The 13,911-nt window shown below is 60.1% G+C and carries 11 protein-coding genes; 6 read left to right on the top strand and 5 right to left on the bottom strand.

The window, feature by feature from the left end; genetic code table 11:
• Positions 1–42 precede the first annotated feature (42 nt).
• The 5 genes from Q8L89_04080 to Q8L89_04060 all read left to right on the top strand — a co-directional run bounded on the left by Q8L89_04080 (position 43) and on the right by Q8L89_04060 (position 7,450).
• Entirely contained in the window at positions 43–1,218 is a 1,176-nt protein-coding gene (locus tag Q8L89_04080) for a TolC family protein (GenBank protein ID MDP1708225.1), read from the top strand.
• The gene (locus tag Q8L89_04075; GenBank protein ID MDP1708224.1) at positions 1,215–2,690 is read left to right on the top strand and encodes an efflux RND transporter periplasmic adaptor subunit; all 1,476 of its coding nucleotides are present in this window, start codon (positions 1,215–1,217) and stop codon (positions 2,688–2,690) included. Before Q8L89_04080 ends, Q8L89_04075 begins: the two co-directional genes overlap by 4 nt.
• Positions 2,687–5,785, top strand: coding sequence for an efflux RND transporter permease subunit (locus tag Q8L89_04070; GenBank protein ID MDP1708223.1), 3,099 nt, complete (start codon positions 2,687–2,689; stop codon positions 5,783–5,785). Before Q8L89_04075 ends, Q8L89_04070 begins: the two co-directional genes overlap by 4 nt.
• 145 nt (positions 5,786–5,930) lie before the next feature.
• Positions 5,931–6,311, top strand: a complete 381-nt coding sequence (locus Q8L89_04065) for a hypothetical protein (GenBank protein ID MDP1708222.1) — start codon at positions 5,931–5,933, stop codon at positions 6,309–6,311.
• Positions 6,312–6,511: 200 nt separating this feature from the next.
• A complete protein-coding gene (locus Q8L89_04060; GenBank protein MDP1708221.1) occupies positions 6,512–7,450 on the top strand; it encodes an alkene reductase in 939 nt (312 codons plus the stop codon).
• A gap of 39 nt (positions 7,451–7,489) precedes the next feature.
• Here the strand turns inward: Q8L89_04060 and Q8L89_04055 are convergent, their stop codons facing one another.
• Entirely contained in the window at positions 7,490–8,461 is a 972-nt protein-coding gene (locus Q8L89_04055) for a 2Fe-2S iron-sulfur cluster-binding protein (GenBank protein ID MDP1708220.1), read from the bottom strand.
• Between the two features lie 26 nt (positions 8,462–8,487).
• Positions 8,488–8,859, bottom strand: coding sequence for a group 1 truncated hemoglobin (locus Q8L89_04050; protein ID MDP1708219.1), 372 nt, complete (start codon positions 8,857–8,859; stop codon positions 8,488–8,490).
• 185 nt (positions 8,860–9,044) lie between these two features.
• Between Q8L89_04050 and Q8L89_04045 the strand changes: the two genes are divergently transcribed.
• Positions 9,045–9,524 carry an Rrf2 family transcriptional regulator gene (locus Q8L89_04045; GenBank protein ID MDP1708218.1) on the top strand — a complete coding sequence of 160 codons (480 nt, stop codon included), beginning with the start codon at positions 9,045–9,047 and terminating at the stop codon, positions 9,522–9,524.
• A 24-nt stretch (positions 9,525–9,548) separates the two neighbouring features.
• On the opposite strand, the gene Q8L89_04040 is transcribed toward Q8L89_04045, so the two are convergent.
• The 3 genes from Q8L89_04040 to Q8L89_04030 all read right to left on the bottom strand — a co-directional run bounded on the left by Q8L89_04040 (position 9,549) and on the right by Q8L89_04030 (position 13,892).
• Positions 9,549–10,223 (bottom strand): hypothetical protein, encoded by a 675-nt coding sequence (locus Q8L89_04040; protein MDP1708217.1) that lies wholly within the window; start codon positions 10,221–10,223, stop codon positions 9,549–9,551.
• 129 nt (positions 10,224–10,352) lie between these two features.
• Positions 10,353–12,743: a FimV/HubP family polar landmark protein gene (locus Q8L89_04035; protein MDP1708216.1), complete on the bottom strand. Its 2,391-nt coding sequence runs from the start codon at positions 12,741–12,743 to the stop codon at positions 10,353–10,355.
• A gap of 120 nt (positions 12,744–12,863) precedes the next feature.
• The gene (locus Q8L89_04030) at positions 12,864–13,892 is read right to left on the bottom strand and encodes an aspartate-semialdehyde dehydrogenase (GenBank protein ID MDP1708215.1); all 1,029 of its coding nucleotides are present in this window, start codon (positions 13,890–13,892) and stop codon (positions 12,864–12,866) included.
• Positions 13,893–13,911: the final 19 nt, after the last annotated feature.

Genomic DNA, 13,911 nt, shown 5'->3' with positions numbered 1-13,911 from the left:
CTACTACTGTATGTACTGCCGTCTGCGCGTGCGGACACCGCGGTGTCACCGCTAGGATTACCTGAGGCCGAGCAGATCGCGCTGAAAAGTGATCCGCTGACGCGGCGCCATGCCGCCTTGGCGGCGAGTTATGCCGAGCAGGCGGTGGCTGACGCTCAACTGCCCGACCCCAGCCTCAACCTCGGCGCGCAAAATCTGCCTACCGACACCTTTAACACCACCCAGGAGGACATGACCATGGTCAACCTGGGTGTGCAACAGCGCTTCCCGCCTGGCGATACACTCAAGCACCGCGCCGAGCAGAGCACGGCATACGCGGCGAGTGAAAACGCACGTGCCGAGGAACAGCGACGACGGGTGTTGAACGCGGTACGCAACAGTTGGCTGGAGAGCTACTATCAGGCCCGCGCCCTCGAGACACTGCACGCCAGTTACACGCTGCTTGAGCAGTTGCTGCGTGCCAGTCAGACCCAGTACGGTGCCGGGCTGGCGAGCGCGCAGGACATGTTGAATGCGGAACTGGAACTGCGTCAACTCAAGGAGCGCATCATTGCCAGCGAAACCGCCCGCGCCATGGCGCAGGCTGATCTGGCGCGCTGGACCGGCCCCACGCCCGCTGCCCGCCCGCTGGCAGCGGACTTCCCGCTACTCCAATCTCCATTGCCCTATGACACTCTGCAGACCGTGCTCGACCAGCATCCGCGCATGCAACTGGAAGAGGCCACGGTGCGCGCCAGCAACAGCGAGGTCGATCTCGCGCGTGACAATTACAAACCCAGTTGGGAGATCGGCGTAGGTTACGGCTTGCGCGGTGGCGGGCGCAGTGATTTTGCCTCCGCCGGTGTCAGTGTTTCGATTCCGCTGTTCGCCGACAAACGCCAGGACCGCCGCCTCGCCGCCAGTGAGCAGCAGGCCACCGCCGCGCGGTATACGCGTGACGACGTACACCGCACGCTGCTGCACGAACTCGACAGCGGCTACAGCCTGTGGCGTGGGCTGGGCCAGCGGCTGGCGGCCTATGAAAAAGACATCGTGCCGCAGGCCGAGCAAAACGCAACGCTGGCGCTGTTGGCGTATCAGAGCAATAACGCGGACTTTGCGACGGTCATGCGCGCCCGCATGGTGGAACTGGAGGCGCGCTTGCAGACGCTGCGTCTGCGTGTCGATCACGCCAGGGCACAGGCCGGGCTGATCTATCTGATGGGAGAATTCTCATGAACACATTTTTGCGCTGGAGCTTGGCCCTGTTGCTGCTGTTGGCGGGTGTGGCCGTCGGTGTCGCGTTGCAGCACGCGGGTTGGCTGGGGTCAGGTAGCCGCGATGCAGAGGTAGCCACGGACAAAAAAATAGCGTTTTACCGCCACCCGATGAATCCCGCCATCACCGCCGACCGGCCGTTGAAAGATGACATGGGTATGGACTACATACCTGTGTATGAGGGTGGGGATGCAGCGGCCGCTGCATCGGGCACGGTGACGGTGTCATCGGCCATGATGCAGAACATGGGTGTGCGTACCGCGCAGGTGCAACGCAGTGCGCTCGTGCGCAGTGTCGAGGGTGTCGGCTATGTCAGCATAGACGAAGACACCCTGCGGCGTGAGCACGTGCGCGTTGAAGGCTGGGTGGAACGGTTGCACGTCAACTTTGTCGGCCAGCAGGTACTCAAGGGCGAGCTGCTGTTTGAGCTGTATGCACCCAAACTGGTCAGCGCCAGCCAGGAATATGTGCAGGCGCTGTCGGTGGACAACCCGATGTTGCAGCGTGCCGCGCGTGAGCGGCTGCTGACGCTGGGTCTGAGCGCTGGACAGGTTGCCAGTCTGGAGCGCAGCCGACAGGTGCCGCGCCTGAGCGCTGTGTATGCACAGCACGCGGGCATCGTGCAAAATCTTAACATCCGCCCCGGCGTGTATGTAGAGCCGGGGATGGAGGCCCTGGCGTTGGCCAATCTCACCAGTGTCTGGCTGCTGGTGGATGTCTTCGGTCAGCAGGCGAGTAGCATAAAGTCGGGCGTGACGGCGGAAATACGCTTCGATGATTTCCCCGGAAAACTGTGGCAGGGTGAGGTGGATTATGTCTACCCCGATGTCACCAGCGCGACGCGCACCCTGAAGGTGCGGCTACGGCTCGCCAACCCGGATTTGCAACTCAAGCCCAATATGTATGCCAGCGTGCGACTCAAGGCCGGAGCCACGCGCGCAGCGCTCCAGGTGCCGAGTGCAGCCCTGATCCGCACCGGCACCGGTGAGCGCGTCATCGTGGTGCTGGGTGACGGCAAGTTTGCGCAGCGCACAGTGGTGGCCGGTGTGGAGGCCGGTGATCAGGTAGAAATCATCGACGGGCTCACCGAGGGTGAGGCCGTCGTCACTTCCGGCCAGTTTCTGATCGACTCCGAGGCCAGCCTTACGGCCAGCCTCGAACGCCTGAGTTCGCCCGAGGCAGGTGCCCCCCCGGCGGTGGCGAAGAAAACCGCGCACGCTAACGGGGCCATCAATGCCATAGACGGCGACACAATCAACATCAGTCACCCTCCCATCGCGGAATTCAACTGGCCCGCCATGACCATGGACTTCAAGTTCAACGGTGATGCGTCCACGCTCAAACCCGGCATGCAGATTCGTTTCGACCTCCATCAGGACGATGGCGGCTATGTGGTGGAGAACGTCACGCCGTACAGTGGGGCAGCGCCATGATCGCACGCATCATCGTCTGGTCGCTGGGCAATCGTGGCCTGGTGTTGTTGCTCGCGCTCATGCTCGCGGGTTGGGGTGTATATGCGATTAAAAACACACCACTCGATGCCATCCCAGATCTGTCCGACGTGCAGGTGATCATCAAAACCAGCTATCCCGGCCAGGCGCCGCAAGTGGTGGAGGATCAGGTGACCTATCCGCTTACCACCACCATGCTGGCGGTGCCGGGCGCGGCGAAGGTGTACGGCTATTCCTTCTTCGGTGACTCCTACGTCTATGTGCTGTTTGAAGACGGCACCGACCTTTACTGGGCGCGCTCGCGTGTACTCGAATATTTGAATCAGGTATCCGAGCGGCTGCCACGCGAGGCCCGCCCCGCGTTGGGGCCGGATGCCACCGGCGTCGGCTGGATTTATGAGTACGCCCTGACCGACCGCAGCGGCAAACACGACTTGGCGCAACTGCGCGGGCTGCAAGACTGGTTTCTGAATTTCGAGTTGCGCTCGGTACCCGGTGTGGCGGAGGTGGCCACGCTGGGTGGCATGGTCAAGCAGTATCAGGTGATCGCCAATCCCGACCGGCTGCGGGCCTATAACCTCAGCCTGTCCACCGTACGCAGCGCCATCGAGCGTGCCAGTCAGGAGAGCGGTGGCTCGGTGATTGAAATGGCCGAGGCGGAATACATGATCCGCGCCAAGGGTTATATTTCCAGCCTTGAAGACCTGCGCGCCGTACCGCTGGGTGTCTCAAAAAACGGCACGCCAGTGTTGTTGCAAGACGTCGCCACGGTTCGGTTTGGGCCGCAACTGCGGCAGGGTATCGCCGAGTTGAACGGCGAGGGCGAAGTGGTGGGCGGTATCGTGGTGATGCGCTCGGGCAAGAATGCGCAACAGGTCATCGCCGGGGTGAAGGCAAAACTCGCCGAACTCAAGCAACTATTGCCCGCCGGCGTGGAGATCGTCGAGACCTATGACCGCTCCAGCCTGATCAAACGTGCCGTCAGTACCCTGACAGAAAAGCTGGTGGAAGAGTTTATCGTTGTGGCGCTGGTGTGTCTGGTGTTCCTGTTCCACCTGCGCTCCGCGCTGGTGGCGGTGGTAAGTCTGCCACTCGGTATCCTCGCGGCCTACATCGTGATGTATTACCAGGGTATCAACGCCAACATCATGTCGCTGGGCGGCATTGCCATTGCCATCGGTGCGATGGTCGATGCCGCCATTGTCATGATCGAAAACATGCACAAGAATCTTGAGCGCACGCCGGTCAACGATGCGGCAGGGCGTTGGGCCATCGTGCAGAAAACGGCAACCGAAGTCGGGCCGCCGCTGTTTTTCGCCCTGCTCATCATCACCCTGAGCTTCCTGCCGGTGTTCACCCTGCAAGGGCAGGAGGGGCGATTGTTTGCGCCACTGGCCTATACCAAGACCTATGCCATGGCCGCAGCGGCAGGCCTGTCCATCACCCTGGTGCCGGTGCTGATGGGCTATTTCATCCGCGGCAGGATTCTGCCCGAGCAGCGCAATCCGCTCAACCGCCTGCTCATCCGGGTGTATCAGCCGCTGGTCGGGCGGCTGTTGCATATCCCACGCACCGTATTGCTGGTGGCGCTGCTGCTGGTGGCGAGCATCGCCTATCCGCTGACACAACTCGGCTCGGAGTTCATGCCCGATATGGATGAGGGTGATCTCATGTACATGCCTACCCTGTTGCCGGGGGTATCCATCGGCAAGGCGCAGGAGTTTCTGCAGCAGTCCGACCGGCTTATCAAAACCGTGCCTGAAGTGCGCACCGTTTTCGGCAAGGTCGGGCGTGCCGATACCGCCACCGACCCGGCGCCACTCGCCATGTTGGAAACCCTGATTCAGTTCAAGCCCAAAAACGAATGGCGGCCCGGCATGACGCTGGAAAAACTCAAGCAGGAGCTGGATGACATTGTCAAATTTCCCGGCGTTACCAATGTCTGGGTTATGCCCATCAAGACCCGCATCGACATGCTGGCCACCGGCATCAAGACTCCGCTGGGCGTAAAGATAGGCGGGCCCGACCTCAGGATGATTCAGCAACTGGGGGAGCAGGCCGAGCAGATACTGCGCAGCGTGCCCGGTACGGCAACGGCCTATGCCGAGCGCGTCACCGGCGGGCGCTACATCAATATTGATATCGACCGCCGCGCGGCGGCACGCTACAACCTCAACATTGCCGACGTGCATGATGTGGTGCGCAGCGCCATCGGCGGCATGAACATCGCCGAGAGCGTGGAGGGGCGCGAGCGTTATCCGATCAACCTGCGCTATCCGCAACAGGTGCGTAATTCGCTCACGCAACTGCGGCAACTGCCCATCATCACGGCCGCAGGCGCGCACATTCCGCTGGGGGATGTTGCGCGCATTGAGATAGCCAACGGTCCCGACATGATCAAGAGCGAAAACGCCCGCCTCAATGGCTGGATCTACGTCTATATAGAAGGCCGCGACCTCGGTTCCTATGTGCAAGACGCCAAGCAGGCCATGCAGAAAGGCCTCATCCTGCCGCCGGGTTATACCCTCAGCTGGGCCGGGCAATACCAATATATGGAGCGGGCCAAGGAGCGCCTGATCTATGTGATCCCCGTCACCCTGGGCATCATATTATTTTTGCTGTACCTCAGCTTTCGCCGTGTTGTGCCGTCGCTCATCGTCCTCGGCACCGTGCCGCTGGCGCTGATCGGCAGCCTCTGGCTGCTGTACCTGCTGGGCTATCACCTCTCGGTGGCCGTGGGCGTGGGCCTGATTGCCCTGGCCGGTGTGACGGCCGAGTTTGGGGTGGTGATGCTGGTCTATCTGGAGCAGGCCTTTAAGCGCCTGCAACCCCAAACCCGGGACGAACTGCGGGCTGCAGTCATGGAAGGCGCCGTGCTGCGCGTACGGCCGCTTGCCATGACCGCCGCCGTCATCATCGCCGGCCTGCTGCCCATTATGGTCGGCAGCGGTACCGGCTCGGAGGTCATGAAGCGCATTGCCGCACCCATGATCGGCGGCATGGTCACCGCCCCGCTGGTGTCGCTGATCGTGATTCCGGTGCTGTATTTGCTCTGGAAAGGCCGTAAACTCAACTGACAATAAAGGTCATGCGCCGGGGGTAACGGCAGGGTAATGCCGTCGGGAGTGGCGCCGTCTAAAATGTATGCAATCCAGACCCGGGTCGCGTGCCTGACAAGGCCGCCGGGCTGGTGTTATCCACTCGTATTGCAGGAGGTGAGTCATGTTTAGTAAAGGAATAGGGTATGGCGTGGCAGTGTTAAGTCTGGTGTTGGGTGCGCAGATGGCGCTGGCGGCCACACCCGCCGTGCGTGACATGGCAGGCATACTGGTCAATCTCAATCATTTTCCCAGTGACGCCGAAAAGACCAAGCTCCACGCCATCATGTCCAGCAGCGCCAGCACCGAGCAGGAGCGGGTGTTGGCCATGGCCATTGCCAACCTGAAGCACGCCGCCGCCGATGCCGACAAACCCAAACTTAAACAGCTCATGGGTGATGCGGCTGCTCCGGCCGAGGTGCGCGACATGGCGGGCATCATCTTGAACCTGAACCACAAGCCCAGCACAGCTGACCAGGCCAAGCTGAAACAGATGCTGCAATGAAGTCGTAACCCACCCGGCCGCCGACCCGGCGGCCGGGTGGGTGTTGTGATGTCAGGCTTGCATATAACAGCGGATTGAGTGTTGCCTGCGTGTAGCACGTATACAGATAATGCAGAAAAGGAGTCGTTGTGGGTAATGCTGCCGTTACTGTTTTTTCTCCCATTCAACTCGGGCCGTACACACTACCTAATCGCATCATCATGGCGCCGCTGACGCGTAACCGTGCCGGGGCGGATAATGTGCCGCAGGCGCTTAATGTGGAATATTACACACAGCGCGCCAGTGCGGGCTTGATCATTACCGAGGCGACGCAGGTGTCACCGCAGGGTGTGGGGTATCCTGCCACGCCCGGCATACACAGCGCCGAACATGTGGCGGGGTGGCGGCAGGTGACGGAGGCAGTGCACGCCAAAGGCGGGCGGATTTTCCTGCAACTGTGGCATGTGGGGCGCATCTCCCATCCCTCGTTGCAGCCTGAAGGCGCATTGCCGGTGGCGCCTTCGGCGCTCAAGCCTGCGGGCCAGGCCATGACCTATGAAGGGCCAAAAGATTTTGTAACACCACGTGCACTCGAGCTCGCGGAGCTTCCAGGCATCGTCGACCAGTTTCTGCGCGATGGCGCCAATCACCGCACCGATGCCTACGGTGGTTCGGTCGAGAACCGGGCGCGGCTGATGCTGGAGGTGACCGAAGCAGTGTGCGCGGTGTGGGGCGCGGAGTGCGTTGGCATCCGCTTGTCGCCGTTGCAGCCGTTCAATGACATGCGCGATTCCAATCCGCAGGCGACGTTTAGTTATACCGTGGAACAACTCAACCGTTTCGGGTTGGCCTATTTGCATGTGACGGAAGTCGGCAAGGACGCCCCCGGCGCAGCTGGTCCGGCGTTTGATCTTGCCGCGCTGAGACGTCTCTGGAAGGGTGTGTACATGACCAACGGCGGTTACGATCTTGCGCGCGCGAATGCCGCGCTGACGGCGGGTGATGCGGACATGGTAGCGTTCGGCGCACTGTTTCTCGCCAACCCCGATCTGCCGCTACGCTTTGCCAAGTGGGCGCCGCTGAACCCGCCCGATCCCGACACGTTTTACGGTGGCGACGCGAAGGGCTACACCGATTACCCGTTTCTGGAGGCAGATTAAATCAGTCTGCGCCGCTCACGTAGCGGCAAGCTGGTGTAGTCAGGGGCGGGAGGGCAAGAAAGGATCGGCGAAAATCTCGGACATGGACGCTCCGGCCATGAACGCCATGCGCTTGGCGTGGTTGACCATGTCCGGGTTGCCGCAAACGTAGACGCGCCAGCCCGCGAGATTCGAGTTTTCCTGCAGGGCCCTGTCGTCAGCCCGCGCCTGTGCGGCCCAGGCAGGCGCATCACCGCTTGACACGCAGGGTCGGTAATCGAAACCGGGATGTTGGAGTGTGAGCGCTTGCAGTTCATGCGTCAGATATATGCCGTCCGACGTGCTGCTGCCGTGATAAAGCCTGATGAGTCCGGTATGGCCCTGCTGTATGGCATCGCGGGCGATGCCATACAGCGGCGCCAGCCCGGTGCCGGTGCCGATGAGCAGCAGTGGCTGCTCAGGCCGTCCCGGCACGTAGAAACAATTGCCCAGGGCTTCGCCAATGGCGACCGTCGCGCCGACCTGCAACTGCTTATCTACCCAACCGCTCACTACACCATAGGGTACACGCCGGATATGCAGCTCCAGATCATCGTCCAGGGCCGGTACGCTGGCCAGCGAATAACTGCGGCCTACGCCATCGGCGTTGAACAGGGTGAGATATTGCCCGGCCCGGTATTGATAATCCTCCGGGCGTGCAAGACACAGACGTGTGATCTCCGAGTTCAGCTTGTCGATGCAGGTGGCGACGGTGTCAGTGCGAAATGTTCCGGCATCGGGCAGCACGATGCTCATGTCACCCGACGGGACACAGATGCAGGGCAGGAAATAGTTTTGCAGCACCAGGGGATCCTTGAGCCAGCGCTGTGACTCCCCGGTGGGTGTGCCTTCCATGGCGCGCATCATGCAGGTGTGGCACAGCCCGCTGCGGCAGGAATGTGGGGCGGGCACGCCATGCCGGGTGAGGCAGTCGAGAACGGTTTCACCCGGATCGGCCTCGTATTCCTGGTTACCGAATACAATCTTCGGCATGGTGTGCCGGTCTGCTGAAGTGGTGCTTAGCGACCGAGTACGTCATTACGGGTGGATTCGGCAATGGCCGCTGCTTGCGTGATTAGCTCTGCGGGGACCTTGAGTTCCACCAAGGTGCCGCCCAGATGCTCCATAACGGCATCGAAGTGAGAGTCATTCAGGCCGCGCTGTACCAGGTGGGCGTGGGCATTACGCAGGTCTTTTCCAGTGTACTTGTTGGGTCCGCCGAAGGCGACAGTGAGGAAGGCCTTTTGCTTGGCCGCCTGCTTTTCCATGTCCACGCCTTCAAAGAACTGATTGATACGCGGATCAGCCAGCACCTTGCGGTAGAAAATGTCCACCGCCGCATTTACCGCCGCTTCACCGCCGATTTTTTCAAACAGCGTAGTCTCCGTCATGATTGTCTCCTTGGGTTAATCTATGGGTGTGGTCGCTTTACGCTATAAAAATCATATTAAATACAGTTAAAATAAAGCATATTAATCAATGTAAAACTGGCTAAGGTGTACTATATAATGTATTTGAGATACATTATATTTTCCAAACCATGCCTTGTCAAGAGGGCCTCTGACAAACTGACACCATGCAACTTACACTACACACCGACTATGCCCTGCGGGTGCTCATTTACCTGCGGTTAAAGGGTGACTCGCTTGTCACCATCAGCGAGATTGCCGACTTTTACCAGATTTCACGTAACCATCTCGTCAAGGTGGTACACCACCTGGCCGGTCACGGCTTTATCCACACCACGCGCGGCAAGCACGGGGGTATGCGCCTGGCACGCTCTGCTGACCTTATTTCTGTGGGGGAGGTGGTGCGCAAAATGGAGCCCAACTTTACTGTGGTGGAGTGCTTCAGCGTGGCCAGCCGACCTTGTGCGGTGATGCCACTGTGCGCCTTGAAGGGCCTGCTTTACCAGGGTATGAACGACTTTCTGGCGACCCTGGACCGCTTCACGCTGGCCGATGCGGTGATTGCACAGCAAAGTGGCACGGAAAACAGCGCGGCTGGCGGGTTTCCTGTCAAGGTCCGTGTGGAGAGGCCGGCCCCAGGTGACTGACAGCTATTTTTACGGTTGCCCACCTCAGCCCAAATACCAGAGTGCGCCGCACAGGACGATGGGTACCAGCCACTGTGCGGCAGGCGGACGGCCACCTTCGCTGATGGTGAGTGGAGTACAGGGCACTTTCTCGGCCTGTGCGATGACGGCTTGAAACAAACCGGCACTGACTGCGCTGATACGTGCCACAGGATTACTGCTGGTATTGGCGGGGTGCTCACGCAGCTGCTCGGTGAGCAGTTGCTGCACCTCGGTGACGGCTCCCAGCGTGAGGGTGATGCGGACTGCCATGCGCTCAGGTTGTACCCCCAGCCAGCGCAACGGTGAGACCAGGCGGTAGAGCGCTGCAATCAGGGTCTCGCGTGTCGTGCTTTGTAGCAACAGGCTCGCAGCCAGCGTCAGTAGTGTCAACGCACTGATGCGCAGCAGGCCTTGCTGCACGCCTTCCAGTGTGGGTTGGCTGGCGATGGCCGGCAGCAGCGGCTGGCCGGGTGTGAACCAGAGGTACACCACCAGCAACGACAGAAACAGCCAGCGCATGCGTCGCAGTAACCCCCAGAGGGTCTTGATCTCTGTGTCTGGGGTGATGTAATAGGTCAAACCTACCAGCACGGCGGCAAAGACCAGTTGCGCCGGATTGCCTAAGGCTACAAACGCAGCAAAAACCAGAAAGCTGACGATACGAATGAGGGTGTGCATGGTGAGGTTGCGTGGCATAGTGCCTCGCGCTTGGGTGATTCTGAAGTATAAACGGGGGCACCGCCCCAGACAGTCAAGAGACTGCCGATACTCAGTATTGGCGCATGCCTGTACGTTTCGGGTGAGGGATTACTTGTGCAGGTCGGCCATCAGGTCATGCGCCTCTTGCCTTTGGTCGGCATTGCCCTCCTCCAGCACTTCGGTGAGTATGCTGGTGGCACCTTCTTCGTCACCCATATCCAGATAAGCACGCGCCAGATCCAGTTTGGTGGCTACTTCGTCGTCGTATTCATCCAGCGCACCGCCTTCTTCGTCCGCAGTATCGATTTCGCTGTCAAGCAGGGCGGTCGTATCTGATTCGGCCATCGCCAGGGCTTCGTCTTCCAGGTCAAAGTCGAGTCCGTCGCCGGATTCGGGTTCCATCGCGGGGGTTATCGGCGCCCCTGGTGTGAGGTCGTCGATGCGAAACTCGATCGGGGGAGATGTGTCATCAACCACAGTTTCTTCGGCTGCTGCTTCAGTGGTTTTGGGCGCAGCTCCCATGTCCGCAAGGTCAGTGGGGTTGAGCTCGTTGTCAGGCGCCGCGCGCGAGAGCTCAGCCGTGTCCGCGGCTGCCTTGGGTGGCTGGGAGGGGAGTCCTAAATCAGTCAACGCAGACGCCGGTATCGACCGTACGGGTGCCGTGTCTATCTCCGGTAAATCAAGTGTGAAGTCTGCCCCGGCGGATACCCCGGGATCGGGTAAAGGTGTCTCCAGAATTGCCGGTGCGGGGGCGGCATCAGCGGTGGGTGATACCAGCACAGCGGCAGATGCAAACAGTGGATGCTCGGGACACAGTTCCTGGCCCATGTCTGCTGCTGTTCTCCACAGCGGACCGGTACCTGCGAGTGCGGTATGCAGATTTTCTGCAGCGGCAGCAAACGCGGCTTTGTTTTTGGTGAGATAAAACAGCTCAAGCAGGCGCAGCTTGAGCTCGTGCCGCTCCGGTTCTTTTGCAATGAGCTGCCGCAGTAGTGCTTCAGCCTGCGGGTATTGTTCGTCGGTGGGGTAGGTATCAATCTCGCCCGGCGGAGCTTGGGCTTCAGCCGCTGGGTCAGGCTTGATGGTGTGTATGTCGTTCAGTGGTGGTTGATCTGCTACAGCCGCTGCGTTGTAAGTGCTGTGAGCACTGTAGAAGCCTTCCTCGGTGAGGGCGGCGGCGTTTAGGCGCCGTCTGCGATGGATCAGCCACAGCAGGCTAAGCAGCAGTAATGCGCCACCACCGACCACCGCTTGCAACGATGAGTTGCCCTGAATTTCGCTGCCCAGGCCTTGCAGGATTTTATAGAGTTCTGGCCCTGCGTCGGGTGTGACCTGCTGCTTGAGTACGGTGGCAGATTCAGATTGGGGCTGTGCTTCGGGTGCAAGCGTCAAAGGTTGTGCCGCTAAACCGGGTTGGATTTCCTCCAGCCTGCTTTGCAGGTTTGCCAGGTTTTCATTCTTGAGGGCGAGCAGCTTCTGCATCGACTCCACCTGGTTCTCAAGCTCAGTCAGACGTGACTGCAGGTCTTCGTTTTCCTGGCGCTGGGCTTCTACCGCCTCATTGGCAAGCGACAGTTTTTTCTGCACACTGTCAGTGCTGCTTGTGTCATTCGTGTTGTCGGCTTTCGCTGCTCCAGCATCATTTGCGGCTAGCAGCTTGAGATGAGCCTGCGCGCCCGTGGATCCATCTGCCACAGGCCTGGAGCGGGCGTCCGCCCACGCGGCGTTTTGTTGCGTGACGTCGCGTAGCGCTTGCTCTGCGCTGATGGCGTTGATTTCTTCGAGATCGGGCACCCGCAGGTGGTGACCGGCTCTGAGGCTGTTGATGTTATGTTCGAAGAAGGCTTCGGGGTTGGCCTTGAGCAAGGCCAGCATCATCTGCTGGGTGCTGACGCTGGAGTTGGGGCGCAGGCGCTGTGCGAGCGACCAGAGGGTATCGCGTGGCCGGGTAACGTGGTTGCCAGCCGTAGCTGACGCGGGATTGATCTGTGGTTCTGCATGGAGCGGAGGCGTACCGGTCGCCGAGGGTTTTGTGCGTGCAGTGTCGGGAGGCGCGGAATTTTGGGTGCGAGGCGTCTGAATACGTGGTGCAGGCGCGCTCATCAGGGTGGGCGGATCGACCAGCACAGTGTATTCCCGAACCAGTCGACCGGCCGACCACGTTACTTCGAGCAAAAAGTTGAGGAACGGCTCCTTGATCGGTGTCTGGGTGTAGGCGCGGATGTAATAGTCGCCGGTGGCTTTCTGTTCCAGCTTGAAGCGCAACTCCGACAGCAGGGGCGAGCGTTCGATACCTGCCTGTTCGAAGGTCGCGTTGGAGGCCAGCTTTACACTGAGGCTATCAGTCTCATCGGGGCGTAGCGCGAGCAGCGCAATCTCGGCTTCCAGCGGCTGATTGAGGGCCGAATGCAGGTTGATCTCGCCCAACCCGAGGCCATGGCTGACAAGAGGCAACCACAACGCAAGCACTGCAAGCATTCGGGCCAGTAGGCGTGCCATGTTTTCTCCCTGTGGCGGCGACGTTCGTCACCCCATCAAAGCGCGGTAATTAATAGCTATTTTTGAGATATAGACATAGGCCATCAAACTTCGAATAGCCTTTACAAAACACCTTCAAGATTAGCCCATCAGATAGGTTTTGACCAGAATTTCCGCAATCTGGATGCTGTTCAAGGCCGCTCCCTTGCGCACATTGTCCGAAACCACCCACAGGTCGAGGCCGCGCGGATGCGAGATGTCCTCGCGAATGCGCCCGACAAACACCGGGTCATGGCCGGCGGACTCCGTCGCGGCCGTGGGGTAGCCGCCCGGGATACGTTCGTCATATACCACGATGCCCGGTGCTTTTTTCAGCAACGCGCGTGCCTCCTGCGCGCTGATTTTTTGTCGGGTTTCGATGTGCAGTGCCTCGGAGTGGCCATAGAATACCGGCACGCGCACCGCAGTCGGGTTGACCTGGATGCTGTCGTCTTCCATGATTTTGTGCGTCTCCCACACCATCTTCATTTCTTCCTTGGTGTAGCCGTTGTCCTGAAAGACGTCAATCTGCGGTAGCACGTTGAAGGCGATCTGCTTGGGGTAGACCTGCGCGGGCGACTCGTTGCCATTCAGCAGGGCCGCCGTCTGGTTCGCCAGCTCCGCTATCGCCTCTTTGCCAGTACCGGAGACCGATTGGTAGGTGCAGACGTTGATGCGCTCGATGCCCACCGCGTCGTGGATGGGCTTGAGCGCCACCAGCATCTGGATGGTGGAGCAGTTGGGGTTGGCGATGATGCCGCGGTTCGTGTACTGCGCGATGGCGTGCGGGTTCACCTCCGGTATTACCAGCGGGACATCATCGTCATAGCGAAACTGCGAGGTGTTGTCGATGACTACGCAGCCTGCCGCAGCAGCCTTGGGCGCATAGATGGCCGACACCTCGGCACCGGGTGAAAACAGGGCCACCTGAACTTTGGAAAAATCAAAGTCGGCGAGGTCCTCGACCCTATGGTGCTTGCCCTTGAATTCGATTCTGCTGCCTGCGGAGCGACTGCTCGCGAGCAGATAAAGATTGCGTACCGGAAAATCACGCTCGGCCAGTATCTCGATAATGGTCTCGCCGACCGCGCCGGTAGCGCCGACCACGGCGACATCAAATAACTTGCTCATGGGCTGTATTGTTCCTGTT

It is taken from the genome of Gammaproteobacteria bacterium (assembly GCA_030680605.1).
Taxonomy (GTDB): domain Bacteria; phylum Pseudomonadota; class Gammaproteobacteria; order SURF-13; family SURF-13; genus JAQBXX01.
Note: the sequence above shows the minus strand (reverse complement) of the source record. Positions and strands in the feature narration are given on the sequence as shown.

Bases quoted from the DNA above. Each gene is read 5' to 3' on its own strand.
- Q8L89_04075 (MDP1708224.1), top strand. From the start codon at position 1,215: ATGAACACATTTTTGCGCTGGAGCTTGGCCCTGTTGCTGCTGTTGGCG.
- Q8L89_04070 (MDP1708223.1), top strand. From the start codon at position 2,687: ATGATCGCACGCATCATCGTCTGGTCGCTGGGCAATCGTGGCCTGGTG.
- Q8L89_04065 (MDP1708222.1), top strand. From the start codon at position 5,931: ATGTTTAGTAAAGGAATAGGGTATGGCGTGGCAGTGTTAAGTCTGGTG.
- Q8L89_04060 (MDP1708221.1), top strand. From the start codon at position 6,512: ATGGCGCCGCTGACGCGTAACCGTGCCGGGGCGGATAATGTGCCGCAG.
- Q8L89_04055 (MDP1708220.1), bottom strand. From the start codon at position 8,461: ATGCCGAAGATTGTATTCGGTAACCAGGAATACGAGGCCGATCCGGGT.
- Q8L89_04050 (MDP1708219.1), bottom strand. From the start codon at position 8,859: ATGACGGAGACTACGCTGTTTGAAAAAATCGGCGGTGAAGCGGCGGTA.
- Q8L89_04045 (MDP1708218.1), top strand. From the start codon at position 9,045: ATGCAACTTACACTACACACCGACTATGCCCTGCGGGTGCTCATTTAC.
- Q8L89_04040 (MDP1708217.1), bottom strand. From the start codon at position 10,223: ATGCACACCCTCATTCGTATCGTCAGCTTTCTGGTTTTTGCTGCGTTT.
- Q8L89_04035 (MDP1708216.1), bottom strand. From the start codon at position 12,743: ATGGCACGCCTACTGGCCCGAATGCTTGCAGTGCTTGCGTTGTGGTTG.
- Q8L89_04030 (MDP1708215.1), bottom strand. From the start codon at position 13,892: ATGAGCAAGTTATTTGATGTCGCCGTGGTCGGCGCTACCGGCGCGGTC.